General features: G+C 63.0%; 23 protein-coding genes and 1 pseudogene. 16 read left to right on the top strand and 8 right to left on the bottom strand.

The window, feature by feature from the left end; translation table 11 throughout:
* Positions 1 to 122 precede the first annotated feature (122 nt).
* The 9 genes from QCE63_RS19415 (at position 123) to QCE63_RS19375 (ending at position 9,796) form a co-directional block, all read left to right on the top strand.
* Positions 123 to 1,040, top strand: coding sequence for an amidohydrolase family protein (locus QCE63_RS19415; protein WP_309835232.1), 918 nt, complete (start codon positions 123 to 125; stop codon positions 1,038 to 1,040).
* 42 nt (positions 1,041 to 1,082) lie between these two features.
* Positions 1,083 to 1,964, top strand: a complete 882-nt coding sequence (locus QCE63_RS19410) for a CoA ester lyase (RefSeq protein ID WP_309835229.1) — start codon at positions 1,083 to 1,085, stop codon at positions 1,962 to 1,964.
* A gap of 38 nt (positions 1,965 to 2,002) precedes the next feature.
* Complete coding sequence (locus tag QCE63_RS19405; RefSeq protein WP_309835227.1) at positions 2,003 to 3,172, top strand: CoA transferase; 1,170 nt, start codon at positions 2,003 to 2,005, stop codon at positions 3,170 to 3,172.
* On the top strand, positions 3,169 to 3,855 hold the full coding sequence (locus QCE63_RS19400) for a nitroreductase (protein WP_309835226.1): 687 nt from the start codon (positions 3,169 to 3,171) through the stop codon (positions 3,853 to 3,855). The genes QCE63_RS19405 and QCE63_RS19400 overlap by 4 nt, the downstream gene beginning before the upstream one ends.
* Positions 3,856 to 3,914: 59 nt before the next feature.
* Positions 3,915 to 5,105 carry an LLM class flavin-dependent oxidoreductase gene (locus QCE63_RS19395; protein WP_309835225.1) on the top strand — a complete coding sequence of 397 codons (1,191 nt, stop codon included), beginning with the start codon at positions 3,915 to 3,917 and terminating at the stop codon, positions 5,103 to 5,105.
* Between the two features lie 29 nt (positions 5,106 to 5,134).
* Complete coding sequence (locus tag QCE63_RS19390; protein ID WP_309835223.1) at positions 5,135 to 5,863, top strand: aldolase/citrate lyase family protein; 729 nt, start codon at positions 5,135 to 5,137, stop codon at positions 5,861 to 5,863.
* Positions 5,864 to 5,924: 61 nt separating this feature from the next.
* The gene (locus QCE63_RS19385) at positions 5,925 to 7,268 is read left to right on the top strand and encodes an MFS transporter (protein ID WP_309835221.1); all 1,344 of its coding nucleotides are present in this window, start codon (positions 5,925 to 5,927) and stop codon (positions 7,266 to 7,268) included.
* A gap of 52 nt (positions 7,269 to 7,320) precedes the next feature.
* Entirely contained in the window at positions 7,321 to 8,406 is a 1,086-nt protein-coding gene (locus QCE63_RS19380; protein ID WP_309835220.1) for an amidohydrolase family protein, read from the top strand.
* Between the two features lie 241 nt (positions 8,407 to 8,647).
* Positions 8,648 to 9,796, top strand: a complete 1,149-nt coding sequence (locus QCE63_RS19375) for a porin (protein ID WP_309835219.1) — start codon at positions 8,648 to 8,650, stop codon at positions 9,794 to 9,796.
* A 21-nt stretch (positions 9,797 to 9,817) separates the two neighbouring features.
* Here QCE63_RS19375 and QCE63_RS19370 read toward each other — a convergent pair whose 3' ends face one another.
* The 3 genes and pseudogenes from QCE63_RS19370 to QCE63_RS36880 all read right to left on the bottom strand — a co-directional run.
* Positions 9,818 to 10,579: a class II aldolase/adducin family protein gene (locus QCE63_RS19370; RefSeq protein WP_309835217.1), complete on the bottom strand. Its 762-nt coding sequence runs from the start codon at positions 10,577 to 10,579 to the stop codon at positions 9,818 to 9,820.
* A 27-nt stretch (positions 10,580 to 10,606) separates the two neighbouring features.
* Positions 10,607 to 11,596: a 4,5-dihydroxyphthalate decarboxylase gene (locus tag QCE63_RS19365; RefSeq protein ID WP_309835215.1), complete on the bottom strand. Its 990-nt coding sequence runs from the start codon at positions 11,594 to 11,596 to the stop codon at positions 10,607 to 10,609.
* Position 11,597: 1 nt separating this feature from the next.
* Positions 11,598 to 12,827, bottom strand: a pseudogene (locus QCE63_RS36880) (MFS transporter); the annotation flags it as partial.
* 293 nt (positions 12,828 to 13,120) lie between these two features.
* On the opposite strand from QCE63_RS36880, the gene QCE63_RS19350 reads away from it, so the two are divergent.
* Positions 13,121 to 14,419, top strand: coding sequence for a citrate synthase (locus tag QCE63_RS19350; protein WP_309835214.1), 1,299 nt, complete (start codon positions 13,121 to 13,123; stop codon positions 14,417 to 14,419).
* 10 nt (positions 14,420 to 14,429) lie between these two features.
* Here the strand turns inward: QCE63_RS19350 and QCE63_RS19345 are convergent, their stop codons facing one another.
* Positions 14,430 to 14,627, bottom strand: coding sequence for a hypothetical protein (locus QCE63_RS19345; protein WP_309835212.1), 198 nt, complete (start codon positions 14,625 to 14,627; stop codon positions 14,430 to 14,432).
* A 176-nt stretch (positions 14,628 to 14,803) separates the two neighbouring features.
* Positions 14,804 to 15,136, bottom strand: coding sequence for a cupin domain-containing protein (locus QCE63_RS19340; RefSeq protein ID WP_309835210.1), 333 nt, complete (start codon positions 15,134 to 15,136; stop codon positions 14,804 to 14,806).
* Between the two features lie 238 nt (positions 15,137 to 15,374).
* Here QCE63_RS19340 and QCE63_RS19335 point away from each other — a divergent pair, with 238 nt between their 5' ends.
* The 5 genes from QCE63_RS19335 to QCE63_RS19315 all read left to right on the top strand — a co-directional run bounded on the left by QCE63_RS19335 (position 15,375) and on the right by QCE63_RS19315 (position 21,237).
* Positions 15,375 to 16,967, top strand: a complete 1,593-nt coding sequence (locus QCE63_RS19335) for a sugar ABC transporter ATP-binding protein (RefSeq protein ID WP_309835209.1) — start codon at positions 15,375 to 15,377, stop codon at positions 16,965 to 16,967.
* The gene (locus QCE63_RS19330; protein ID WP_309835208.1) at positions 16,964 to 17,968 is read left to right on the top strand and encodes an ABC transporter permease; all 1,005 of its coding nucleotides are present in this window, start codon (positions 16,964 to 16,966) and stop codon (positions 17,966 to 17,968) included. The genes QCE63_RS19335 and QCE63_RS19330 overlap by 4 nt, the downstream gene beginning before the upstream one ends.
* Before the next feature lie 74 nt (positions 17,969 to 18,042).
* A complete protein-coding gene (locus QCE63_RS19325) occupies positions 18,043 to 19,185 on the top strand; it encodes a substrate-binding domain-containing protein (RefSeq protein WP_309835207.1) in 1,143 nt (380 codons plus the stop codon).
* Positions 19,186 to 19,458: 273 nt separating this feature from the next.
* The gene (locus QCE63_RS19320; RefSeq protein ID WP_309835494.1) at positions 19,459 to 20,859 is read left to right on the top strand and encodes an FAD-dependent oxidoreductase; all 1,401 of its coding nucleotides are present in this window, start codon (positions 19,459 to 19,461) and stop codon (positions 20,857 to 20,859) included.
* A gap of 81 nt (positions 20,860 to 20,940) precedes the next feature.
* Positions 20,941 to 21,237 carry a DUF4148 domain-containing protein gene (locus tag QCE63_RS19315; RefSeq protein ID WP_309835206.1) on the top strand — a complete coding sequence of 99 codons (297 nt, stop codon included), beginning with the start codon at positions 20,941 to 20,943 and terminating at the stop codon, positions 21,235 to 21,237.
* 30 nt (positions 21,238 to 21,267) lie between these two features.
* Here QCE63_RS19315 and QCE63_RS19310 read toward each other — a convergent pair whose 3' ends face one another.
* The gene (locus QCE63_RS19310) at positions 21,268 to 22,239 is read right to left on the bottom strand and encodes a LysR family transcriptional regulator (protein ID WP_309835493.1); all 972 of its coding nucleotides are present in this window, start codon (positions 22,237 to 22,239) and stop codon (positions 21,268 to 21,270) included.
* Between the two features lie 91 nt (positions 22,240 to 22,330).
* Here QCE63_RS19310 and QCE63_RS19305 point away from each other — a divergent pair, with 91 nt between their 5' ends.
* Positions 22,331 to 23,497: a mandelate racemase/muconate lactonizing enzyme family protein gene (locus QCE63_RS19305; RefSeq protein WP_309835205.1), complete on the top strand. Its 1,167-nt coding sequence runs from the start codon at positions 22,331 to 22,333 to the stop codon at positions 23,495 to 23,497.
* A 34-nt stretch (positions 23,498 to 23,531) separates the two neighbouring features.
* On the opposite strand, the gene QCE63_RS19300 is transcribed toward QCE63_RS19305, so the two are convergent.
* Both QCE63_RS19300 and QCE63_RS19295 read right to left on the bottom strand, forming a co-directional pair.
* Positions 23,532 to 24,494: a DUF1177 domain-containing protein gene (locus tag QCE63_RS19300; RefSeq protein ID WP_309835204.1), complete on the bottom strand. Its 963-nt coding sequence runs from the start codon at positions 24,492 to 24,494 to the stop codon at positions 23,532 to 23,534.
* A gap of 181 nt (positions 24,495 to 24,675) precedes the next feature.
* Positions 24,676 to 24,936: a hypothetical protein gene (locus tag QCE63_RS19295; RefSeq protein WP_309835203.1), complete on the bottom strand. Its 261-nt coding sequence runs from the start codon at positions 24,934 to 24,936 to the stop codon at positions 24,676 to 24,678.
* Positions 24,937 to 25,043: the final 107 nt, after the last annotated feature.

Raw genomic sequence — 25,043 nt, 5'->3', positions numbered from 1 at the left:
TCACTGATTGACCACGCTTATCAGTGTATCGAATTTAACAAATTGTCCATATACATGTAATCGCGAACAATCGACTCATGCCAGATCAACGACCGGTGTCCACGCCGGCAGGAGACAGCCTCATGCACCATTCAGGTTCGCCGGCGACGAAAGACGGCGTGACGCGGATCATCGATACGCATCATCATCTCTGGGACCTTTCCCGGCTCTATTACCCGGTGCTGACGGACCGCGTCGAACCGAAGCCGTACGGCGACTATTCCTCGATCTGCCGGGACTATCTGATCCAGCATTTCCACGAGGACATCGGCGATCTTCCGGTGACGCGGTCCGTGCATCTCGGCGCAACCACCGACCCGGTCAAGGAAACCGCGTGGTTGCAGGCCATTGCCGACGACACGGCGCAATCAAAGGGCTTTCCTCACGCAATCGTTCCCAAGGCCGACTTGCTGAGCCCGACGCTCGATGCGGATATCGACTGGTACCACACTCACCGCAACCTGCGCGGCATCCGGCAGATCCTGAGCGGCGCCGTCACGGCGCAGCATGCGGACATCTCCGCGTCGCCTGCGTGGCGCGCGGCCCTGCGCAGGCTCGAGGCGCCCGGCTGGTCGTGCGACCTGCAACTCCATCCCGTGCAGCTGGCCGCGCTGAGCGAGGTGATCGCGGAGCAGCCCGATACCGTGTTCATCATCGATCACGCCGGGCTCGTGAACTACCACGATGCGCACCTGCTTGAGATCTGGCGCAAGGGCATCCGCCGGCTCGCGGCCTTGCCCAACGTCAACATGAAGCTCTCCGCGTTCATGATCTTCGATCTCGCGTGGAGCGTTGAGAGCATACGGCCCGTCGTGCTGGAGATGATCGACGTCTTCGGCGTGGACCGCTGTGTCTTCGGAAGCAACTTCCCGATCGATCGTCTCGCGTGTTCCTACCACACGCTGTGGGCGCGCTATCTCGACACTGTGCGCGATTTCAGCGCCGATGAACAGGACCGCCTCTTCTATCGCAATGCGGCTCGCCTCTATCGGATCGAGTGAGCCAGCCAGTCAATACGTCCTTCGCATCCATCGGGGAAAGCCATGCCTATGTCCGTTGCACCCTTGTTCGTTCCAGGCCACATGCGCCGCTTGCGTGACAAGGCCGTCGAGCTCGATATCGAAACCGTGCTCATCGATCTCGAAGACGCCGTGCCCGGCACGGAAAAAGCCGCCGCACGCGCAGGCGCGGTCGAACTGATCCGGCTGCTTCCAGGACGCTGCCATGTCCGCATCAATCCGCTGGTGGTGACAAAAAGCTTCGGCTCGGCTTGCGGCGCCGAGGATCTCGCCGCTGTCGTCAGCAGCGGCATCGGCGGGCTGATTGCGCCGAAGATCGAGACGGCGGACGCGCTCCGCCACATCGACGAGGCCATCCGCGCGGCGGAACGGGCCGCTTCGGTCGCGCCCGGAAGCATCGAGCTGGGCGTCACGATCGAGACCGCGCTCGGCGTGGTCAATCTGGTGGAGATAGCGCGGGCAGGGCTCGCGAGGCCCATGCGCCTCTCCTTCGGCATGGGCGACTTCACCACGGACATCGGCATCGAATGGACGCGCGACGAAGCGGAATGCGCGGTGCCGCGCGCCTGGGTGCCGATCGTCTCGCGTGCGGCCGGACTCGGCCGTCCGCGCGATTCGGTGTTCGTCGATGTCGCCGACGAACAAGGTCTGCGGGAGAGCGCGCTACGCGGCAAGCGCCTCGGTTATGGCGGCAAGTCGGCCATCCATCCGAAACAGATTGCGGTGATCGAGGAGGTCTACCGGCCCACTCGTGACGAAGTGGTGTGGGCGCGGCGCGTGGTGGAAGCCGCCGCCGAAAGGGCCGCGCTCGGCGAAGGCGCGTTTCTGCTCGATGGAAAGATGATCGACGATCCCATTGTGGTCCGGGCGCGCGAAGTCATCGAACAAGCCACGCGCGAAGCATAAGCGCAAACGCCGATAACCTGATTCAACGGAGCCCTGTCATGCCGTCTGCGCTGGACAACATCATCGTGCTGGACCTCACCAGTTATCTTGCGGGCCCTTATGGATGCGCGCTGCTTGGCGACGTGGGCGCGACCATCATCAAGGTGGAGCCGCCCGCCGGCGACAACATGCGCCAGTATCCGTCCACTCTCGACGGCGAGAACCGCGCCTTCCTGGGCGCAAACCGGAACAAGCGCTCGATTGTGATCGACCTCAAGACGGCGGCGGGCCGCGAAACGCTGCACCGGCTGGTCAAGAAGGCCGACGTGTTCGTGCACAACTTCCGCCCCGGCGTGCCCGAATCGCTGTCCATCGACTATGAAACGCTGCGTGGCTTGCGCGCCGACCTGATCTATTGCTCGCTGACCGGTTATGGCGAACGCGGCCCGCTGCGCCGTCATCCAGGATACGACCAGATGCTGCAATGCTTCACGGGCATCGCTCAATCGCAGGGCGAAGCAAGCGGTTCGCCGCAGGTGCTGCGCGGGTCCATCGTCGACTTCTTTGCTTCGAGCCTGATTGCGTATGGCGTCACGTCCGCATTGGTGCATCGCTTGCGTACCGGAGAAGGGCAGCACGTGGAGGCTTCGCTGTTGCGTTCGTCGCTGGCCTTGCAGGTCGGGCGTTTCATCTGGGCCGAGAACGAAGAGCGGGATGTACCGCGCGAATCGTCGGCCGGCCGCGTGACGGGCGCGTTCCCGACGCAGGAAGGTTATCTGTATTTCCAGTCGAGCACGCCAGCGTTCTGGCGTGCGCTGTGCGCGATTCTCGGCCTGCCCGAACTCGCCGATGACCCGCGCTACGACACGCTGAAGAAGCGCTATGAGCATGCGGACGTCCTGATGCCGCAACTCAAACAGGCGCTGCTGGCGCGGCCCGCGAAGGAATGGGAAGCGCTGATGTTGGGCAAGGTGCCGGCGATTGCCGTGCGCGGCATCGAAGACATGTTCGATCATCCGCAAGTGCTCGCGGAAGATCTGGTTGTCGAGCACGAGCATCCGGTGGTCGGCAAATACCGCGCGATGAACACCGCGGTCCGTCTGGGCGCGAGCTTGCAGAACACCACGCGCGCGCCCTTGCTGGGCGAGCACACCAACGAAGTGCTCGACGATTTCGGTTTCGATGCCGATGAGATCGAACGGCTGCGCAGCGAAGGAGCGGTGCGGTGAGTCCGGACACGCTGGCCAATCCCGTCGATGACGCCGTGGTGTCGCGCCGAAGCATTCGCGGCTTCCTGCCACGTCCGGTATCGAAGCAGGAATTGCAGCACATCCTGACCGTGGCGAGCCGCGCGCCGAGCGGCAGCAACATCCAGCCGTGGCGAGTCTACGCGTTGAGCGGAAGCACGCTCGACGCCGTGAAGAGCGAACTGACCGCGCTGCATGTCGCCCATGCGCCGACTGCGCCGGAGTATCGCTACTACGCCGACGAATGGCACGACCCGTATCTGGACCGGCGCAGGAAAGCGGGCTGGGGGCTGTATCAGCTCGCCGGGGTATCGAGAGGCGATCGCGAGGCGGCGCATCGTCAACGTGCCCGCAACTATCAGTTCTTCGGCGCGCCGGTCGGCCTCATCTTCACGATCGACAGAACGCTCGGACGCGGCGCATGGCTCGACGTCGGGATGTTCCTGCAGAACGTCATGGTGGTGGCGCGCGGTCACGGTCTGGATACCTGCGCGCAAGCCGCGCTCGCCAATTACCCGGACGTGCTGCGCCGCCATCTCCGCTTAAAAGAGAGCGAACTCGTGATATGCGGCATGGCGCTGGGCCACGCGGATCCCGACGAACCCACCAATACGCTCGTCACCGAACGCGAGGAACTGGACGCCTTCGTCACGTTCCTGGATTGAGCCGCAACCGAGCAGCCGCCGCCATTGCGCGGTGTTTTCATCGACCGAAGAGGAATTGCATGATGAGTACGCAGACGCTTGAAAGAAGCCTTGACGAAACCGGCGGCGCGGCGGTTCGCAGCACCAATCCGATCTTCGGACCGAACAAGCTCAAGCTCGGGATTTTCGGGCTGAATGGCAAGGGCACGGCCAACACGCTCGTGCCCGAAGCGCATCGTCCGGAATGGCCGACCATCATTCGCGCCGCGCAAATGGCGGATGCGGCGGGCCTCGAAGCCATCGTCGCCTATTCGCGCTGGAAGGGCCACGAACTCGGCAAGCTCGACCATCCGTCGGGCGTGGTGCTCGATCCGTTCACGTGGGCTGCGGGCGTCGCGCAGGCCACGCGTCATTCGGCCGTGTTCGCCACCTCGCATGCGCCGACCATTCATCCGGTCACCGCTGCAAAGATGTGCGCGACCATCGACATCATCTCGGGCGGACGCTTCGGCCTGAACGTGGTGGCCGGCTGGAACCGCCCGGAACTCGAGATGTTCGGCGCCCCGCTGAAGGAACACGAGGAGCGCTATGCTCATCTCGAAGAGTGGCTGAACATCGTCAAGCGGCTGTGGAGCGAAGACGAGGAATTCGACTTCGAAGGCGGGCACTTCAAGATTGTTCGCGGAGGCTCGCGGCCGAAGCCGGTGCAGCGTCCGCATCCGCCCATCATGAGCGCGGGCAGCTCGGGCACGGGACGTGAGTTCGCCTTGCGCAGCGCCGACATGTGCTTCGTGCAGCTGGCTTCCACCGACCCGTCCGAACGTCGCGCGCATGTCGACTCCTACAAGCAACTCGCGCGCGAGAAGTATGGCCGCGACGTCAAGGTGTGGGTGATGGGCAATATCGTGCAGCGCGACACCAACGCGGAAGCGGAAGCCTACGTCAAACACTTCGCGATCGATCATGCCGACAAGGCGTCCATCGATGCGTGGATCGAGATGCAGAACGCCAACAGCAAGGCGCTTTCACGTCCGGATCTCGACGCCCGCCGTCGGCGTGCAGGGATTGGCGCGGGCGGTACGCCGATCATCGGCGATGCGGACCGGGTCGCCGAACAACTCGAAGCGTTATCGGATTGCGGGGTGGATGGGTTGCTGATCGGCTTCGTGGACTTCGCGGACGGCATCACGCGTCTGGCGCAGGGCGTGCTGCCGCGTCTGGAAGCGAAAGGCTTGCGGCAGAAGTTCAGCCTGCCTGCCGCGCAGGCATGACATTCCGCACATCGCGAGGAGACAGATCAATGTTGCAGATCAACGGCTGGATGAGCATCCCCGACACGTTCGCCAACAGGCTGTTTGCACGCGGCGGCTGGGACAGCGTGACGCTCGATGCACAGCACGGACTATTCGACCATGCGACGATCGTTGCATCGCTACAGGCGCTGTCGGACGCCAGGCCGCGACGTCTGGTGCGGGTGCCGCGCAACGAGGCCGGCTACATCGGCAAGGTGCTCGACGCAAGCGCCGACGGCATCATCGCGCCGATGATCAACAGCGCCGACGAAGCGCGCGCACTGGCGGACGCATGCTGGTATCCGCCGAAGGGCAGGCGCTCGTTCGGTCCGGTCCTCGCCGCGCTGCGCACGGGGGGCCTGCCGTATCAGAAGGGTCCGGCGCAGGCCATCGAAGTGCTGGCGATGATCGAAACGCGCGAGGCGCTCGATGCCGTCGATGACATCGCAGCCGTGGACGGCATCACGGGCCTGTTCGTCGGTCCGAGCGATCTGGCGCTGGCGCTCGGGCTCGAGCCGGGACAGGACCGCGAGGAAGCGCTGTTGCTGGACGCTTACCGCCGGATCATCGGGGCGGCGAAGCGGGCGGGCAAGACCGTCGGCATCTACTGCGCGAGTCCCGGCTATGCCAGGAAAATGGCCGAACTGGGTTTCTCCATGGTCACGGTCATCAGCGACGCCGCCTTGCTGAGCCGCGCCGCGGCGGCGGATTGCGCGGCCGTGCGGGAACCGGCCTGAGCACGGCGCAAGCTGGCTTTCAGGTTCACACATCGATCAGAAAAAAACAGTTGGAGACATCGTGTATTCAAACCCTTCGTCCACCGCCGCGCACACGGCATCCGATGCCCTGTTCCGGAAGGTCACGCTGCGCATCCTGCCGTTGCTGTTCATCTCTTACGTGCTCAATTATCTCGACCGGCTGAACATCGGCTATGCGCAGCTGCAGATGAAGCAGGACCTGCATTTCAGCGACGCCATCTACGGGCTCGGCGCAGCGGTCTATTTCGTCGGCTATATGGCGTTCACGCTGCCGAGCAACCTGATGTTGCCGCGTATCGGGGCGCGCAAGACCATCCTGCGCATCATGTTCTGCTGGGGCCTTGCATCGGCCGGCACGATGCTCGTCAAGACGCCGATGCAGTTCTACATCGCGCGATTCCTGGTCGGCATGTTCGAGGCGGGCTTCTTCCCGGGCATCATTCTCTATCTGACCTACTGGTATCCGCCGGCGCGGCGCGCACGGATCGTTTCGATGTTCATGCTGGCCACCGTCACGGCGGGCTTCACGGGCGGCGTGGTGTCCGGCTGGATCCTGCAGAACATGGGCGGCGCATTCGGCCTCCAGGCCTGGCAATGGATGTTCCTGCTCGAAGGGCTGCCTGCTTGTCTGTTCGGTCTGCTGGTCTACTGGCTGCTCGTGGACAAGCCGGCGCAGGCGCGGTGGCTGAACGATGCCGAGAAGGACATCATCGCCCGCGAGATTGCGGAGGCCGGGGCTGCGCACGCCGAGGCCCACGGTCCGGCCACGCGTTCGCCGTTCATGGAACCCAGGGTCTATGTGCTGAGCTTCGCGCTGTTCTGCGCGTTGTGCGGATCCTATACGCTCGCCTTCTGGCTGCCCACGATGATTCATGAACTGGGCGTGAAGAATCTCCAGCATCTCGGCCTGTACGCGACCATCCCGGATATCTGCGCGGCCTGCGCGATGATTCTCTACGGGCGGCATTCGGATGCCCGCAAAGAACGCCGCTGGCATTTCGGCCTCGGCATGATCGTCGGTGCGGCGGCGTTGTGCGCGACCTCACTGACCAGTCACAGCCTGGGGTTGTCGATCGTGCTGTTCGCCATCGCCAAGTCGTGCATCTCGTCGTCGATTCCGATCTTCTGGGCCATGGCAACCGGTGTGCTGTCGGCGCGCGCCAACGTCGCGGGCATTGCCGTCATCGTCAGCATCTCCGACCTCGCGGGCGTGACAAGTCCGTTCGCGCTCGGCACGATCAAGACGGCGACCGGCAGTCTGAACAACGGCATCTACATGATCGGCGCGCTCATGGTGTCGGCCGCGTTCGCCGTGCTGATCGGGATTGCACGCTCGCCTGCCGCGCGGGATGACCGTGTCGTGAACGGCACATCGAATGCCTGACGCCCTGATCAAATTTGTGTATCGAACTTCGTCGAACCCCGGAGACATATGAATGACTGAAGCACCCATCAAACAGGACGCGAGTGCGCCGAGGTCGACGTTCGGCGCCTTGTCGGCACCCGATCTCGAATGGCTTGAGAAGGCCGTGCCCGAAGCGATCCTGTTTTCAGACCTGCCGATCGTCGATCCCCATCATCATCTCTGGGACCGTCCGGGCTATACCTATCTGCTGCCCGAGTTCGCGGCGGATCTGGCGACCGGTCACAACGTCGTGGCGACCGTGTATGCCGATTGTTCCTCGATGTATCGCGCGAGCGGCCCCGAGGCCATGAAGCCCGTGGGCGAAACGGAGTTCGTGCTGGGCCAGCGGGCGCAATCGGCGAGCGGACAGTACGGTCCGACACGCGTGGCCGCAGGCATGTTCGGTCATGCGGACCTGCGGCTCGGACGGGCGGTGCGTGAGGTGCTCGACGCGCATGTCAACGTCGCGGAGGGCTTCTTCAAGGGCGTCCGGCTCCAGGCCAACTGGGATGCGAGCAGTGCGATCAGGAGCGGCAGAACCGCGAGCCCGGGCTTGTTGAAGGACGCTGCGGTACGCGAGGGAATGGGCGTGCTGGCGGAAATGAACCTCGTGTTCGATTGCTATGCCTTCTTCACCCAGCTCGATGACGTGGCCGATGCCGCCGAACACTTTCCCAATCTGACGATCGTCCTCAATCATTGCGGCGGCCCGCTGGGCTATGGCCCTTACGTGGCCAACAAGGAAGAGAACTACGCGAGATGGCGGCGCGGCATGGAGCGCATCGCGCGCTATCCGAACGTGGTGTGCAAGCTCAATGGCGTGCTGAACCGTTCGGCGGCGTTCGACTATCTGCATGCCGAGCGGCCGATCGATTCCAGCGCACTGGCCGACTTGTGGCGGCAGTGGATCGAACCGTGCATTGAAGCGTTCGGCGCCGAGCGCTGCATGTTCGAGAGTAACTATCCGGTCGAGAAGGTCGGTGTTTCTTATGCGGCGTTATGGAACGCGTTCAAGCGTCTTACGCAACACGCGAGCGACGACGAACGCACAGCGCTCTTTTCCGGAACGGCAAGCCGCGTATATGGACTCGATCTGAGTCCGGACAGCCGCGTATGAGGCCGTGACGCCGCATTGATCTGCGGCAGCCGGCCCCAGGCATCGGGGGCCGGTGATGTCATCGCTCGCGCGTGATCCCGGGCGCGAGCCCGCTTTCCCTTCACTCTGTGTTCATGCACTTCGGCGCTATGCGTCGAGGTGAGTTTTGTCGCGCGCGCACGGTGCGATCGGGAAGCAAAAAGAAACAGAACAGGCGCTCATTCAAACCGCCTGCCAATAACAATTCAATGGAGATCGAGTCATGAAAAAGAAGTCGCTTGCTGTCCTTTCGCTGCTGTGCGCCGCATCCGTCGAGGCACAGGCGCAGAGCGGCGTAACCTTGTACGGCGTCGCGGATGCCGGTGTGCTCTATGTCAACAATCAGGGCGGTCATTCGGCATGGCAGGCCGCAAGCGGAAACCAGCAGCAGTCGCGCTGGGGCTTGCGGGTCGTTGAAGACCTCGGCGATGGTCTCAGCGCCGTCGCGCAACTGGAGAACGGCTTCAGCGTCATGAACGGCAATGCGCTGCAAGGCGGGCGGGAGTTTGGTCGCCAGGCTTATGTGGGGCTGTCCTCGAAGACGTTCGGAATGTTGTCGTTCGGGCGGCAGTACAACCCGATGCAGGACATGCTGGCGCCGCTCACGGCCGCGATCACGACGGACTCGTCGGTGTACAGCGGCCATCCGCTCGATAACGACAACACGAGCAACACGTATCGCGAGAACAATATGGTCAAGTACAAGAGCCCTGTCTACGGCGGCTTCCAGGCTGAAGCAATGTATGCCTTTTCGAATGCGCCAGGCTTCGCGGCAAATCGCTCTTATAGCTTTGCCGCCAGCTTCAAACAGAGCGGGCTCACGCTTGCGGCCGCCTATATCCGGCTGACTCAGCCTGCGTTCGTGCGCGATGGCAGCGGAGCCACGTCCTCCGATAACTACTACAGCCTGTCCGTTACACCGGCGCTGGCGACGGCGCAGGTCGTCCAGCAATTCGGTGCGGGCGGCGCGTATGTCTTCGGACCGGCGACGATCGGCCTGATCTATACGGGCGCCATCTTCGAACGGCCGTCTGCCGGATCGCTCTTTTCCGGCACGACGGGCAGCGGTGGAGAGACCGGCTCAGTCAGGTTTCAGAATATCGAAGGCAATATCCGTTACTTCATCACGCCGTTTCTGGTCGGCAGCGTGGCGGAAACCTATACCCATGCAACCCAGGGCGAGGGTTCAGGAAATTACTGGCAGACGAGCCTCGGACTCGAATACTTCCTGTCCAAGCGCACGAACGTCTATGTCAGCGCGCTGTATCAAAGAACCTCCGACAATCTTCATGCATGGATGTTCTTGACGGGCGCGCCTTCGAGCACGCAATCGCAGGTTGCCGGAGTCGTGGGCGTCCGGCACAAGTTCTGACGTCTGCGGCCTGCGGGCGCCTCAGCGGCGCCGCAGCGCTTCCACTTGCCGTTTCCACAACGTCCAGGGCCGTTCCATCACGCCGAGATTGGTTTCCGTGCTGGCGCGGCCTTCGCCTTCATCGAGATACGTGACCTCTCCACCCAATGCGATCGCCTTCTGCTGCATCCCTGCATTCAGCTCGGTATAGATCGCCCGATAAACCGCCGCCGGCAACGAAGGCCCCGTCGCCACGAAACCATGCCCGCGCATCAACGCCACGTCCGACGCCCCCAGCGTCTCCGCCAGCGCACGCCCTTGCGCGCCGTTGCGGACCAGCATGTCTGTACAGCCGAAGCAATGGCGGATATCGAACACCGGCGACCCTGTCGCGAGAAAGCCCGCCATGTGATAAATCGGCCGCAGCCGCACCGACGAAGCCGCGAACGGAATCACCGAAGGCGAATGGCTATGCACGACCGCTTGCACGTCGGGCCTTGCACGATAGATCTCGGCATGGATCCATGTTTCCAGATAACGCTTGCGCGTGTCGCCGTCCACCGGCTGGCAATCGAAGTCGAGCGTGAGAATGTCTTCGGGCTGCACGAGCTCCGGCGCCATGGACTGCGCGATCAGAAACCGCAGCGGATCGCGCGGATCGCGCACGCTGACGTGACCGAAGCCATCGAGCACTTCATGCTGCGCGAGGATGTGATTGGCGGCGGCAAGGTCGTCGAGCAGGCGCGGCATATCGAGCGCGTCGTGCGTAACGGGAGCCGCGGTGTAGGTCGTGTTTTGCGTCATATTCAAACTCATCGGCTAGAGAAAAGGTCAGACGCGCACGGCGGCCGACATCTCGATGGGAAACAGATCTTCAGGCGCGAGCCGTCGATGGCACACGCCTTGTTCATGCGCGTAGCGCAGGAAGGCATCGAGCGTGATGCGGTTCGGCTCGACGCCATATGGCCAGGGATCGCCGCCGAACAACTCGCGGGCCTCATCGGCGCGCGCGTTCATCCACGGCAGCGGAAAATGCGAGCAGGTAATGTCCGCGAGACGCTGGAGACTGTTCTCCTTCGCCTGCGTGAAAGCCTTGAACAGATTCCCTGCAATCCATCGATGCCGCTCGAACACCTCACGCCGCAGCACGATCAGATGCATGATCGGAAAGATTCCAGTCGCGCTGAAATAAGCGCGCTCCACCGGCTCGAACGGTTCGAACATGCGCACGATGTCATCGCCATGACCGGGCGGCGGCGCGGGCGGACGCGCGCTCAGAATGGCGTCGATGTCGCCCGCGAGCAGCATCGCCGTCAGTGACCGCTCCGGCACCGGCCGATAGCGCACGCCCTCGGGCACACGCACCTCGACCTTCTCACGGCGTCCCGCCTGATTCACGCCGGCCTGAATCCATTCCACTTCATCGAGCGGCACGTGTTGATCGTGCGCCAGCCAGCCGCGCGAATACACCGACGCCGTCTGCGCCCACTCCGGCACGCCGATGCGCTTTCCCCGCAAGTCGCCCGGCCGTTCAATACCGCCCCCACGCCGCACATACAGCGACGAGAGCCGAAACACGCGCGATGGAAACACCGGCAGTCCAATGAGCCGGTCATCGCCCTGCGAGCGCAGCGAGGCGTACTTGCCGAGCGACATCTCGGACACGTCCCACTCCTGGAAATGCGTCGTGCGATAAAAGATCTCTTCGACCGGCAATACCGTAGGAATCAGGTCGATGCCTTCGGCCCGCACGCGCGCGTCGAGCAGGTCGCGCACGTGGTCGTAGTCATTCACAGCAAGCGATAGCGTGAGCCTGGGCATGTCAGTGTCCGAAGGCGGTGGCATCGGGCAGGCGTTCCGGCCGCTCGACGAGAAAGACCAGCAAGGCCGCCGTGACGAGCGAGGCCGCGAGCACGGAGAACATCGCGCCGGGCCCGCCGGTCGCTTGTTGCAGCACGCCGGAGATGGCCGGTCCGCACATGGCTCCGAAGCGCGCGATGCCGAAGAACACGCCCACGCCCGTGCTGCGAATCTCGGTGGGATAACTGACGGCGACGAGATTGTTGAGCACCGTCTGCGTGCCGATCACGAACATCCCCGCAATCACGATGATCCAGAAGACCTGCGCGTTCTCCAGCAGCGCAAGCATGCCGATGGCGCTCGCGCCGAGCAGCCACGCAATCGACATGGTGAGACGCCGGTTGCCGGTGCGATCGGCGACGAACCCTGACAGCAAACTGCCAAACGCCGATGCAAACACGAGCAGCGACCCATACGCGAAGCTATGCGAGAGATTCTCGCCACGCTTGAGCAGGATGGTCGGCAGCCAGCCGGAGAGTCCATAAGACGAGAACAGCGAGAGCGCGCCCATGGCCCAGAAACACAGCGTCTGGCGGCGAAACCGCACAGTGAACAGCGCGCGGAACGATCCGGCTTTCACCGTAGGCGCGGGCACGACGACTTCGGCCGCGCGAAACTCCGCCGCTCGCGCGGGCCAGAAACGCGTCAGTTGCGTGCGCACCTCGTCCATGCGGTTGCGGCTGCCGAGGAACGCGATGGATTCAGGCAGCACGAATTGCAGCACGACGGCGAGCGCCATCGCCAGCGCGCCGGTGTAGTACATGCTCTGCCAGCCGAAGCGCGGCATCAGCCAGGCGGCGATGAAGCCCGAGCAAGTCGCCCCGCCGATCCAGCCGAGCGAAAAGAAGCCGATGGTGAAGACATTATTCGAACGCTTCGGCGCGATCTCGTTGATATAGGTCACGCACATCGGCATCAGCAGCCCGAGCGCGAGGCCCATGATGAAACGTCAGCATGACGAACGAGGACAGGTCATGAGCGAAGAGAGCGATTGCGAGGCTCATTGCGCTCGATACCCACACGCCCGGCAGGATCACGCGACGCCTTCCGAAGCGGTCGCCGAACAGACCCGACACCGCCGAGCCGATCGCAAATCCGCCCAGTCCGCACGAGAGCAACAGGCCGATCTGGCTCGGCGAAAGATGCCACGCCGGCGTGACGTCGTGAACGATGTACGACGCGTTGTAGAGATCGAAGCCGTCGTACCAGAGGATCAGCGCGAGCATCAGCGCGAGGCGGAAGTGATAAGCGCCGAGCGGCGCGGCCTGCAATGTCTCGCGCAGATCAACCCGATTGCGCTGAGCCGGCGTGGTGTCCAGGGTCATGCGGTGTCTCCGGATATCGGTGGCCTGTCGTTCGAACCGGATGGTTCGCGACGGCCTTTTTTCATGTTCCGGAGGTCACTTTACTGATAGCCTTTATAGCTATCAATATTGAGTTTTAAAATCAATATAAAGAGATTGAAGCTGTTGGGGGCCCAGGAACATGAGTGACGGAAACTGGAACGACGTGTTGAGCTGCGAGGAAGCGCTGGCGCGGCTCAATATCAAGGCCGCGACGCTCTATGCCTACGTCAGTCGCGGACTGGTGCGCGCGACGCCCCATGAAGACGGACGCAAGCGGCTGTATCTGCGTCGCGATATCGAACGGCTCGCCGCGCGCAAACGCGGCCGCGCGCCCAGCGGCGCGGTGGCGGAATCCACGCTGCGTCTCGGCGATCCGGTGCTGCATTCGGCCATCACGCAAGTCACGCCGCACGGGCCGCGTTATCGCAATCGTCTGGCCGTCGATCTGGCGAGTTCAGGCGCCGCGTTCGAATCCGTCGTGCATCTGCTGATGACCGGCGTGTGGCAAAGCGGGCTCGCGGTCTGGGCGCCCATCGAGACGCCGCCCGACGTGCTGCGCGTCCTGTCGGTGCATGAAGGCGGGGTGGCGAGCGGCGATATCGGCGCGCTGCTGGGCATGGTGCCCTTCGCATTGGGCATGCAGGGACGCGGCACGCGCGAGATCACCGATGGCGGCGCGGTACAGGCCGCGCGGCTCATGTTGCAGAGCATGGCGGGCTGCGTCGGCTTTCTCGGGCCGGCGCGCGTGTTCTGTCCGCGTGCGGCCGATGAGAGCATCGCCGGACAGATCCTGCGCGCGGCGGGTGCGCCAGTGACGCCCGTGACGCTGCGTGCACTGGGCACGGCGCTCGTCGTGCTCGCCGACAACGAACTGGCGCCCGCCACTTTCTCCGCGCGTGTAGCGGCATCGACGAATGCGGACATGTTCAGTTGCGTCGCGGCGGCCATCGGCTCGCACATTGGCTTCTCCACCGGAACCGGCACCGAGAAGGTCGAGACGCTGCTGCTGTGCGAACCCTTGTCGGCGCTGGAGTCGCGCGCGGACCGCGTGCGCGAGTATGGTGCGAGCTTGTTCGGCTTCAATCATCCGCTGTATGCCGGCGGCGATCCCCGCGCGGATCTGATGCTCCAGGCGGCTGCTGAAGTCGCGGCGCACACGGGATGCACACCGGCGGCGGGCGAAGCCACCGGGCTGACGCTGGCCTTTCTTGAACGCATGCGGCGCGAACTGGGGGCGCATCCGGGCGTGGCGTTGGGTCTCGTGACGCTGGCGCGCGCGCTCGGCTTGCCCGACGGGTCGGCAACGGCCATCTGGATCGTGAGCCGCACGGCCGGATGGGTCGCGCATGTGATGGAGCAGCGCACGCAGGCGTTCTTGCTGCGTCCGCGCGCGAAATATGAGATGTCCGCTTCCGGCGATTCCGGCGCGCTGGCCTGATGAAGCGACTTCAGGTGGCGACGTCCAGCACGATGTTGAAGCCGGGCCGCATTTGTTCGGCCAGCCACGTGCCTTCTTCCTGATCCTTGACGAACGTGACGAAGACGTCGTCCGGGCGTTCCGCGTGAGGCATGGCGATGCTCCACGCGCCACTGCCGTCCATGCGCAGGGTCACGCTGAACGACGCGCTCGGTGTTGTTGCAGACATGGCGCCTCCTCGAAAGGCAAACACATCGCCGTCATCGGCATGACGGCTCTCTCAGTCATTTTTTCGGTCTTCGCCGAACGCTTGGCGTAATTCTGCCCGAGAAGAAATGTCTGCTGGAAGTTTTTAAGGATCGATTTCGGACGCAAGCTGGCGCGGCAGCATGCTTGGGAAGCGGATCAGCGCTCGTGATAGACCGCAAGCCAGACGCTGGGCTCCGACTCATGCGTCCAGGCCACGCGATGCCGGCAGTGCGGCTCGATCAGAACGTAATCGCCGGGACGCAGGTGGCGACGGCTCGCATCGGCTTCGAATTCGAGCACGGCTTCGCCCGACAGCAGCACGACCCACTCGGCGCGCGGGTCGTCGTACCAGAAACCTGCCGGGCTGGCATGACCCATCGACACGATCCGTTCGACGGTGACGCCGGGCCCGGTCGCAAGTGCATCGACCTGTTCTTTTGCGCTGCGCTGCGTTTGCACGTCGAAAAGATTTCCTCTGCGGATTTGCATGTCTCGGCCTCTCTCCAGGTCAATCAAAAGAATAGTTCAGGGAAGATCGCGTCCCGCGCCAAAGCGATAGGATCATCACAAAACGGTGCGTGTTTGTTGTGATCATCTCGTTTACACCCGTCCGAATAGGGGTTAAATGTGATTGACGCACCAAATGTGTGATGCGAAGATCACAACCCACATCGCGCATCACGACGCGAACCATAAGAATTCGCCCGCGCGGCGAAGGAGACAACAGATGAGTGAGGCGGTTGCGGTCGCGGCCGCTTCATCGGCCCGTGCGCCCTTGATCCGCGTTGCCGGCGTCACCAAGAAATTCGGCGGCGTCCAGGCGCTGCGCGGCGTGAATCTGGAAGTGCTGCCGGGCGAAGTGCATGCGCTGCTCGGCGAAAACGGCGCGGGCAAATCCACGCTCATCAAGATCCTGAGCGGCGTCCATAGCTACGACGAAGGCTCGATAGAAATCGTCGGGCAGAAGGTCGCCTTCGACTCTCCGGCCAAGTCGCGCGAAGCAGGCGTGGCGGTGGTGTATCAGGATTTGAGCCTGGTCGAATCGCTTTCCGTCGGCGCCAATCTCATGCTCGGCCGCGAGCCGCGCACGCGCTTCGGATTCGTCCGGCAGCGTGAACTGATGGCGCAGGTCAGCGCCTTTCTGCGCGAACACCACATTCCGCTCGATCCCCGCGCCCCCGTGGATTCCCTGCCGTTCGCCTATCGGCAGATGACGGAGATCTGCAAGGCGCTGATGGGCGACGTGCGCGTGCTGATCCTCGACGAACCCACGTCCGCGCTCACCGGCGGCGAGGAACAGATTCTCTTCGACGCCATCCGCACCGTGACTGCGCGCGGCGTCGGCGTGATTTACGTGACGCACCGGCTGAACGAGGTGTTCCGCATTTCGCAGCGCGTGACCATCTTTCGCGACGGCGCGAACGCCGGCCATTTCGTCACCGCCGAAACCGACATGAAGCAACTCGTTGCGGCGATCGTCGGCCCGCGTCATGCGGCGATGCAGGCGCGCCAGGAGACGGCATCCGGCATCGCGCCGACGCAAACGCCGCCACACACCGAACCGTCGACCAGCCCGTCCGTGCTGACGCTTTCGCACGTCAGCAACGCCCGTCTGCGCGACGTGAACCTGACGCTGCACAGAGGCGAGGTGCATGGTCTGGCGGGCTTGATCGGCAGTGGGCGCACGGAGATCCTGCAAACCATCTTCGGTCTGCTGCCGGTTCAGGACGGCAGCATCGACCTCGACGGCCAGCCGCTCGCTGCCCACCGTCCCGCCGATGCCATCGCGCGCGGCATCGCGCTCGTGCCGGAAGATCGCCATGTGCAGGGACTCGTGCTGGATCATTCGATCGAACGCAACCTGACCTTGCCCCGCCTGCCGCATTTCTCGCGCGGCGGCTGGCTGCGGGCGCAGGCCGCCGCGCAGCAGGCCCTGAGCGCGATGAAGCAGCTTTCCGTGAAAGCCCCCGATGCCGCGACGCGCGTGAAGTTTCTCTCCGGCGGCAATCAGCAGAAGGTGGTGTTTGCGAAGTGGAACAACCCGCGCCCGCACGTGCTGCTGCTCGATGAACCAACCGTCGGCGTGGATGTCGGCGCGCGCGAGGAGATTTACGGCGTCGTGCGCGATGCGGCGCGCGCGGGCACCGGCGTGGTGGTCGTGTCCTCGGATCTCGACGAACTGCTGCGGCTGTGTGACCGCGTGTCCATTGTCGTGGAAGGCTCGATCCGGCAGACCATCGAGCGCGGAGCGCTTCGTCACGCCGAAGAACTGCATCACCTCATCCAGACCTTGCGCACTCACGAAGAGCCTGCAACATGAACGATTCTGTTTCGCCCACGCCGCTGCCCGCCGGAGAACAGGCCGTTTCGCGCCATTCGCGCGCGTGGCGCATCGCGCGCACGCTCGTGCAGGGCGACCGGCCTTACATGCTGTATATCGCGTTCGCCGTGCTGCTCGTGGTGTTCAGCTTCGCCTCGCCCTGGTTCCTGTCGATCGATAACTTCCTCAACATCGGCCGGCAGACCGCGCTGGTGTCGATCATCGCCATCGGCATGACCTTCGTCATCATCGCGCGGCAGATCGATCTCTCGGTGGGCTCGTCGCTCGCGCTGTCCGGCATGGCCGCCGCGCTGGCGATGTCGCATGTCGGCGACAGCTGGATCATTGGCGCGATTGCCGGCATCGGCACGGGGGCGATCGTCGGCGCCATCAACGGACTGGTGACGACGCGCCTCAACATTCCGTCGTTTCTCGTGACGCTCGGCTCGCTCTCGGCGGCGCGCGGCCTCGCGCTGATGGTCACCACGACGCGCCCCGAAATCATCACCAACGACACCTTCATCTCCATCTTCGGCGAAGGCTCGATCATGGGCGTCCCGGTGCCGATCCTGTGGACCTTGCTGGCGGTCATCGGCGGCGTGCTGCTGCTGCATTACAGCGTGTTCGGCCGGCGCATCTATGCGGCGGGCGGCAATCCGACGGCCGCGCTGTACTCGGGCATCAACATCCGCCGCGTGACCACGCTCGCCTTCGTGCTGACGGGCGCGCTGGCGGGCCTCGCCGCGCTCGTTTTGTCCGCGCGCTCGCATGCCGCGCGGCCGGATGTCGTGCAAGGCATGGAGCTGGACGTGATCGCCTCGGTCACGCTCGGCGGATGCAGCCTGTTCGGCGGACGCGGCTTCATTCTGGGAACGCTGCTGGGCAGTCTCATCATCGGCACGCTGAACAACGGGCTCGTACTGCTCGGCGTGAGCTCGTCGCTGCAACTGGTCATCAAGGGCATCATCATCGTCGCGGCCGTCGCCTTCACGCGCAAATGAACACATGAGCGCAGCGCGCGCGATTCCATAAGAAGCAGGAGACGCAGTAACAAGACGACCAACGGAGGGAAGTCATGAAACATCGTCGTGGATCTGGGGCAAGGCTGGCAAGCGTCGCAGCGGCGACGACCCTGGCGCTGTGTGCATCGCAGGCATTCGCGCAATCGTGCGAGAAACTGCCGGTCGCGTCGATCGGGCCCGCGGGCATCGTCGGACAGGGGCCGAACGGCGAGAAGGCCGCATCGTCCGATGCCGTGAAGCTCACGGACGCCGAGGCCGCGAAGGTCAAGGCCGGCAAGTTCAAGGTTGGCATTTCGATGCAGACCATGAACCTCGACTGGTCGCAGCTGCAAGTGGCGGGCATCACGGACACGCTCAAGAAATACGGCGTGGAGGTGATTGGCACGGCATCGGCGGAATATCAGGTGGACAAGCAGATCGCCGACATCGAGAACACCATCCAGCGTCATCCGGACGGCATCATTTCGATTCCCGTCGACGGCACGGCCACGGCCGCGACCTACAAGAAGGTCTCGCAGGCAGGCATCAAGCTCGTGTTCATGGACAACGTGCCGAAGGGCCTGAAGCATCCGCAGGAATACGCGGCGATGGTTTCCGCCGACAGCGAAGGCAACGGCCAGATCGCGGCCAAGGTGCTGGCTTCGTGTGTGCCGAAGGGCGGCACGGTGGGGCTGGTGAACTTCGGCGTGGACTATTTCAGCACGACGGAGCGCACCAAGGCCGTGAACGATTGGCTGAAAAAGAACCGGCCGGACATCAAGATCAAGCAGGTGGCGTTCACGGATCCGTCGAAGGTCGGGCAGATCGCGGGCGACTTCCTCACCGCGAATCCGGATGTGAAGGGCGTGTTCGCGGTGTGGGACCAACCTGCGCTCGATACGCTGACCTCGATGCGCGCGCAGGGCATCAACACGCCGGTGACGACGGTCGATCTCGGGCTGGAATCGGCCATCGAGATCGCGAAGGGCGGGCCGCTCAAGGCGACCGGCTCGCAGCGTCCCTACGATCAGGGCGTAGCCGAAGCCATGGCGATGATGAAGGCGCTGATCGGCCAGACGCCGCCTGCGTGGATCGGCGTGCAGTCGTTGCCGGTGGTGCAGTCGAACGTGCTGGAGTCGTACAAGACGGTGTTCAAGAAGGATCCGCCGCCGCAACTCGCGGATGCGTGCAAGAAGGCGGCGCCGGCTTGTAACTGAGGAAGGTTCGAGGAAGCAAGGGAGAGCGAAGTCTGGCGGGCTTCGCTCTTTTGCATGGTGAAACGCGGGTGTCGGTGCGCCTCGCGTCGGTGTCGCAGTCTCGTCGCATTCAACTGATGTGACGCAATCCGCCTGTCACGCCACACCCGATTGAGACGATTGCGAGTGATTGTGAGCTTCTGAAGCATGTCACGCCGGGCAAGCATCCTTACCATGGATCTCAGCCCGGCCATGCAAGACGCCGGATCCATGGATGCCTGTCTGGAGTTCATCATGCAGAACATCGAGCAAGTCGAGTATCTGTTCCTCGGCGGCGGCAAGGGCGGCAAATCGCTCGCGACGGAACTGGCCAAGGCGGGAAAGCGTGTTGCAGTGGTCGAGCGCGGCATGATCGGCGGATCGTGCATCAACGTGGCCTGTATTCCGACCAAGGCGCTGATCCGCAGCGCGCGGGTCGCGCACACCGTGCGGCATGCGGGCGCGTTCGGCGTCGAAGCGGGTGAGCCGCGTATCGACATGAAGCGTGTCAGCAGCCGCGTCAAGGGCGTGGTGGACGCGCTCGTCGATGTCAATCTCAACAGCTTCATCCAGGCAGGTTTCGACCTGCTTCTGGGTGAAGGCCGCTTCGTCGGGCCGCGCAGGATTCACGTCGATCTCAACGATGGCGGCGTCCGCGTGCTCGAAGGCGAGCATGTGTTCATCAATACCGGCACGCATGCGGCCATTCCTTCCGTGCCAGGTCTTCGCGAAGCCGATCCGCTTACGCACGTCGAAGCCATTCGCATCGACGAGATTCCCGAGCATCTGATCGTGATCGGCGGCGGTTATATCGGGCTGGAAATGGCGCAGGCGTTCCTGCGGCTCGGCGCGCGCGTGACAGTGCTGCAGAAGGAACCGCGCGTGGCAATGCGCGAGGACGCCGATGTCAGCGAAGCGATTGCCGCCGCGCTGAAGGAGGATGGCATCGATGTTCGCTTGAATGTCGAGATTGAATCCGTGTCCGGGCGTTCCGGCGATCCGCACAATCCAGTGCGCGTGAAACTCGCCAATGGCGAGCAGGTGGACGGCACGCATATTCTTGCCGCGACGGGACGCATTCCGAACACGAAGGATATCGGTCTGGAACTCGCGGGCGTCGAGCTCGACAATCGCGGTTTCATCAAGGTGAATGAGCAACTGCGGACGACGGCGTCGAATGTCTATGCGATCGGTGAAGTCGCCGGCACGCCGATGTTCACGCATGCATCGTTCGATGACTATCGCGTGCTGAGCGCGCAGCTTCGTGGCGAAGCCAGAACGACGCGTGGCCGCGAGATTCCGTATGCGCTCTTCATCGAGCCGGAGCTGGGCCGCATCGGCTTGAACGAAACCGAAGCGGCCCAGAAAGGCATTGCGGTCCGGATCGCGAAACTGCCGATGGCGGCGGTCCCGCGCGCCCGCACCAACTCGGATACGCGTGGCTTCATGAAGGCGCTGATCGCGGCCGAGTCAGACGAGATTCTCGGCTTCACGATGTTTGGAAGCGAAGCAGGCGAAGTGGTCGCGACCGTGCAGATCGCGATGCTCGGCAAACTGCCCTATACCGTGCTGCGCGACGCACCGATCGCTCATCCCACCTTGACCGAAGGCCTGAACCTGCTGTTCGCCACCGTGCCGGCGCGCATCGCGAAGTAGGGGGTATCGGGCACATTGATGCATTCCCCGCTTATACTGGGCGCGACGGTTTCTTCACCTCAAACAAACGGAGAATCAAACGTGAGAACCAGCCTGGCAAGCGTTGTTGCGTCACTCGTCATCGGTGTCATCGGGGTATCGGCCGCTCCACTCTCTTATGGTCAGGACAACGGTTCCACCGCCACCACCGCGGCCCCGGCCGCGCCCGCCACCAAGGCCGAGAAGAAGGCCGCGAGAAAGCAGGCGCGCGCGAAGAAGAACGCCGAACTGAAGAAGCTCGAAGACGCGGGCTACAACCCCGGACGGGCCAATGACCCGAACTATCCGCAGGATCTTCAGAACGCCCAGAAGAAGCTGAACTCGGGTCAATCGCAATAGAAGCAGAAGTGCACGGGCGGCCGGTTCGCGTCAGGCTTTCACGCCGCGCGAACTGCGCCGCTTGCGCTCACGCTGATCGACGCCGATCTCCACCGGCGTGAACGGCGCCTGAAACCGGCTGACCAGAAAATCGATGAACGCCCGCGCCCGGGCCGTCTGGTTTCTCTGCCGCGCGTAGTAGACGAAGAGATCGGCGGAAGGCAAAACGGTGTTGGGCAGCACGAGATGCAGCCGGCCGCTCTGGATGTACTTCGCCAGGTCCCATTCGGACCGGATCAAAATGCCGTGGCCGTCCAGCGCCCAGCGCAGAACGATATCGCCGTCATTGCTCGACAGCGCGCCCTTGACCTTGATCGCCTCGATGTGATCGTTCACGATGTAGCGCCACACACCGTAGGCATCGTCGTTTTGCCGATGGATGATGCAGCGATGATTCGCCAGATCTTCAACCCGCTCCGGTCTTCCATGCCTGTCCAGATACTTCGGCGACGCACACAGAAAGCGGCGATTGCTCATGATGCGCCGCGCGCTCAGGCGGCTGTCGGGTAATTCGCCGAAGCGGATCGCCATGTCGAAGCCGCCTTCTATCAGATCCACAGGCCGGTCGGTCACTTCGAACTGAACCTCGACGCTCGGGAATTTGCGGGCGAACTCGGACACGATCGGCGCAATCGTGGTCCGTCCGAAACCCAGCGTTGCGTTGATGCGCAGCAGACCCTGAGGGTCGCGCGTCGCACCGGCGATTTCCTCCTCCATCTCCCGAATCTGCCCGACGATCTGCAACGCATGGCGCAGATAGGTCTCCCCTTCCGGCGTCAGGCTCACGCTGCGCGTGGTCCGGTTCACGAGACGCACACCCAGCCGCTGTTCGATGACGCTGAGCCGTTTGGTGGCAGCCGGCGGCGACAGGTCCAATGCCCGCGCCGCGCCCGACAGGCTGCGAAGTTTCGCCAGCAGAATGAAGAACTCGAAATCGCTCGCGGCTTGCGTTTCAGTATTCACTCGATGTGAAGAATGAAATGAATGGAAGTGAAGTTTAACAGCGGTTTTTGGGAGTATGCTGGCCTCCCGTCGAATGCCCTGGAGCACGCAGATGAAAGTCGTAGAGATTCGCGAGAAAACCGTCCCGATCAGTTCGCCCATCCGCAACGCCTACATCGACTTCAGCAAGATGACGCTGAGTCTCGTCGCGGTCATCACTGACGTGATACGCGACGGCAAGCCGGTCGTGGGCTATGGCTTCAATTCGAATGGCCGCTATGGTCAGGGCAAGCTGATGCGCGAGCGCTTCATTCCGCGCATTCTCGAAGCCGATCCCGCCGCGCTGGTGAACGACACGGGCGATAACCTCGACCCGCACAAGATCTGGGCGACGATGTTCACCAACGAGAAGCCCGGCGGTCATGGCGAGCGGTCGGTGGCCATTGGTACGATCGACATGGCGGTGTGGGACGCGGTTGCGAAGATCGAGGGCAAGCCGTTGTTCCAGCTGCTTGCGGACCGTTATGGCAACGGCCAGCCGGATCGCAAGGTGTTTGTTTATGCTGCGGGCGGTTACTACTATCCGGGCCAGGACCACGGGAAGCTGAAGGACGAAATGCGCAGCTATCTCGACCGGGGCTATACGGTCGTGAAGAAGAAAATTGGCGGCGGTTCGCTCGACGAGGATCTGCGGCGTATCGACTCGATCCTGAGCGTGCTGCAGGACGGGCAAAAACTCGCCGTCGATGCCAACGGCCGCTTCGACCTGGACACGGCAGTGCGCTATGCAAAGGCGCTCTCGCAATACGATCTGTTCTGGTACGAGGAAGCCGGCGATCCGCTCGACTTCGAATTGCAGGCCGCGCTGCGCAACTACTACGACAAGCCGATGGCAACGGGAGAAAACCTGTTCTCCATGCAGGATGCACGCAACCTGATTCGATACGGCGGCATGCGCGCAGACCGCGACTGGCTGCAATTTGACTGCGCGCTAAGCTATGGACTCGTTGAATATCTGCGCACGCTGGACATGCTGCATCAACATGGCTGGTCGCGCACGCGCTGCATTCCTCACGGCGGCCACCAGATGTCGCTGAACATTGCCGCGGGCCTGGGCCTGGGCGGCAATGAATCTTACCCGGATCTGTTCCAGCCTTATGGCGGCTTTCCGGATGGCGTGAAGGTGGAGAACGGCTTCGTGACCATGCCCGACTTGCCGGGTATCGGCTTCGAAGGCAAGGCGGATCTCATCGCTGAAATGAAGAAGCTCTCGGCCTGAAAAGGACTTCGGCGACGGTCCGCCCCAAGCCTGTTCAGGCCACGTTGCCTTCGGTCTGGAAGACGCTCAGCGAACCATAGCGCTCCACCAGCGCGTTGTATTCGTTCGGGTCGTAGAACTGGCAGGTTCCCGACGTGAACGCTTTCGCGGTCGCGATGCAGAACTGCACGGCCTCCGCCAGATCCGCCTCGTGATTGGCGTTGAGCGCCGCGCCGGAAACCGGCGATTCCGCTGTGATGGCGACGCCGACCACCGGCGCGGCCGTCGCGACGCTCGGCTGCATGATGCTGTTGAAGTGGCTGATGCCGTTGTCGTAAGGCGTGATGTCCTGGATGGCCAGCGGAAAAGTGAACGCGTGGCGGCCCGTGGTGGATTCCATGATGTCGACGAGATCGGCGCTCATTTTCAGCAGGTATCCGTTTTTCGCCGTGGGCGAAAGGGCAAAGCCGCGCTGCTTGCGGAGGTAATTTGCCTTGGACGCGTCCACCGAGAGAATGGCGTCCATGTCGGCATCGACTTCATACTGGTTCATGGTCGCGTTCGACACCGGCAGCGCCATCATGGGCGGTGTCTTCGAGTTGTCGATATAGCCCTGCGGACTGATATGGAAGGTGACGATCACATCGCCGGGAAGGTTGTCGCCTTTTGCCTTCATGTCGGCGAGTTTGAGCGCCGCCGCGAGCCCGCTGATGGGGCCGTCCGCGTCCGACACCATGCCGATCTGCTGCGGGCGCGCGCCCGTGCAGCCGCTTCTGCCATTGATGCCCAGCGTGGGCGATGCCCCACCGAGGGTTTTGCCCGTGAGGCCGGGAATCAGCACCTTGACGAAATACGTGGTCCAGCTGGGCTGCGTGCCGGGCTGGTCGTCCGCCACAGCCGTGCTCGTCGCGACGACGCCAAGCGATTGATAAGAGTTGAACAAGGCAACGGCGTCCGCGCCGGTGACAATCGCGCTATCCAGTAAATCGTAAGCCGTCAGAACCTGCGAAAGAGCCATTTGGATATCCTGATTGAAGATGAATTCATTCGGACAAGAAGTGCAAAACGAATTGCACGTTTTATCCGCGATTCAAATGCGAAGAAGACACACCCATGCTCATGCAAGGGTGAGCATCAAGATAACGCATTGGCCGAAAGGATTTTGTCAAGAATGTTGCAGGATGCAATGCGAGCGAGTGTTATCGCATGGCTTGCTTTGAGTCCGTCAGCATACGGCGGCGTTCTGCTTCCTTGAGCACGGCAGCGCTCAGGTTTCTATAGTCGATCATTTCCTGCCGCAAGCCGAGAAACACGTTGAGCAGTTCGATGGCGGACGTCGCGCTATGCCCGTTCTTGATCAGCGTCTGCACGAGATCGATGTGCCGCCGAATCTGTTCGTTCGCGGTTGCCAGGTGCGCGTCGGTGCCTTGCAGAAATGCATGCTGACTTTCGCGTCCCATGGTTTTCTCCTTCGTCGTTGCCGTGAGGATCGATTCTGCGCGCGAGTGCGAATCGTCATATCAACCCGCATGCGAATAACGCGATGTCTGCCGCAAAAAAGGTGCCC

The sequence above is a fragment of the Caballeronia sp. LZ065 genome (assembly GCF_031450975.1).
GTDB lineage: Bacteria > Pseudomonadota > Gammaproteobacteria > Burkholderiales > Burkholderiaceae > Caballeronia.
This window is presented reverse-complemented; position numbering and strand designations above follow the sequence as displayed.

What these genes read in the sequence shown, in the direction of transcription:
- QCE63_RS19365 (WP_309835215.1), bottom strand. Translation starts at nt 11,596, where the DNA reads ATGCCCAGGCTCACGCTATCGCTTGCTGTGAATGACTACGACCACGTG.
- QCE63_RS19300 (WP_309835204.1), bottom strand. Translation starts at nt 24,494, where the DNA reads ATGGCTCTTTCGCAGGTTCTGACGGCTTACGATTTACTGGATAGCGCG.
- QCE63_RS19375 (WP_309835219.1), top strand. Translation starts at nt 8,648, where the DNA reads ATGAAAAAGAAGTCGCTTGCTGTCCTTTCGCTGCTGTGCGCCGCATCC.
- QCE63_RS19415 (WP_309835232.1), top strand. Translation starts at nt 123, where the DNA reads ATGCACCATTCAGGTTCGCCGGCGACGAAAGACGGCGTGACGCGGATC.
- QCE63_RS19370 (WP_309835217.1), bottom strand. Translation starts at nt 10,579, where the DNA reads ATGACGCAAAACACGACCTACACCGCGGCTCCCGTTACGCACGACGCG.
- QCE63_RS19410 (WP_309835229.1), top strand. Translation starts at nt 1,083, where the DNA reads ATGCCTATGTCCGTTGCACCCTTGTTCGTTCCAGGCCACATGCGCCGC.
- QCE63_RS19405 (WP_309835227.1), top strand. Translation starts at nt 2,003, where the DNA reads ATGCCGTCTGCGCTGGACAACATCATCGTGCTGGACCTCACCAGTTAT.
- QCE63_RS19350 (WP_309835214.1), top strand. Translation starts at nt 13,121, where the DNA reads ATGAGTGACGGAAACTGGAACGACGTGTTGAGCTGCGAGGAAGCGCTG.
- QCE63_RS19380 (WP_309835220.1), top strand. Translation starts at nt 7,321, where the DNA reads ATGACTGAAGCACCCATCAAACAGGACGCGAGTGCGCCGAGGTCGACG.
- QCE63_RS19305 (WP_309835205.1), top strand. Translation starts at nt 22,331, where the DNA reads ATGAAAGTCGTAGAGATTCGCGAGAAAACCGTCCCGATCAGTTCGCCC.
- QCE63_RS19345 (WP_309835212.1), bottom strand. Translation starts at nt 14,627, where the DNA reads ATGTCTGCAACAACACCGAGCGCGTCGTTCAGCGTGACCCTGCGCATG.
- QCE63_RS19330 (WP_309835208.1), top strand. Translation starts at nt 16,964, where the DNA reads ATGAACGATTCTGTTTCGCCCACGCCGCTGCCCGCCGGAGAACAGGCC.
- QCE63_RS19340 (WP_309835210.1), bottom strand. Translation starts at nt 15,136, where the DNA reads ATGCAAATCCGCAGAGGAAATCTTTTCGACGTGCAAACGCAGCGCAGC.
- QCE63_RS19295 (WP_309835203.1), bottom strand. Translation starts at nt 24,936, where the DNA reads ATGGGACGCGAAAGTCAGCATGCATTTCTGCAAGGCACCGACGCGCAC.
- QCE63_RS19395 (WP_309835225.1), top strand. Translation starts at nt 3,915, where the DNA reads ATGATGAGTACGCAGACGCTTGAAAGAAGCCTTGACGAAACCGGCGGC.
- QCE63_RS19390 (WP_309835223.1), top strand. Translation starts at nt 5,135, where the DNA reads ATGTTGCAGATCAACGGCTGGATGAGCATCCCCGACACGTTCGCCAAC.
- QCE63_RS19335 (WP_309835209.1), top strand. Translation starts at nt 15,375, where the DNA reads ATGAGTGAGGCGGTTGCGGTCGCGGCCGCTTCATCGGCCCGTGCGCCC.
- QCE63_RS19320 (WP_309835494.1), top strand. Translation starts at nt 19,459, where the DNA reads ATGCAGAACATCGAGCAAGTCGAGTATCTGTTCCTCGGCGGCGGCAAG.
- QCE63_RS19325 (WP_309835207.1), top strand. Translation starts at nt 18,043, where the DNA reads ATGAAACATCGTCGTGGATCTGGGGCAAGGCTGGCAAGCGTCGCAGCG.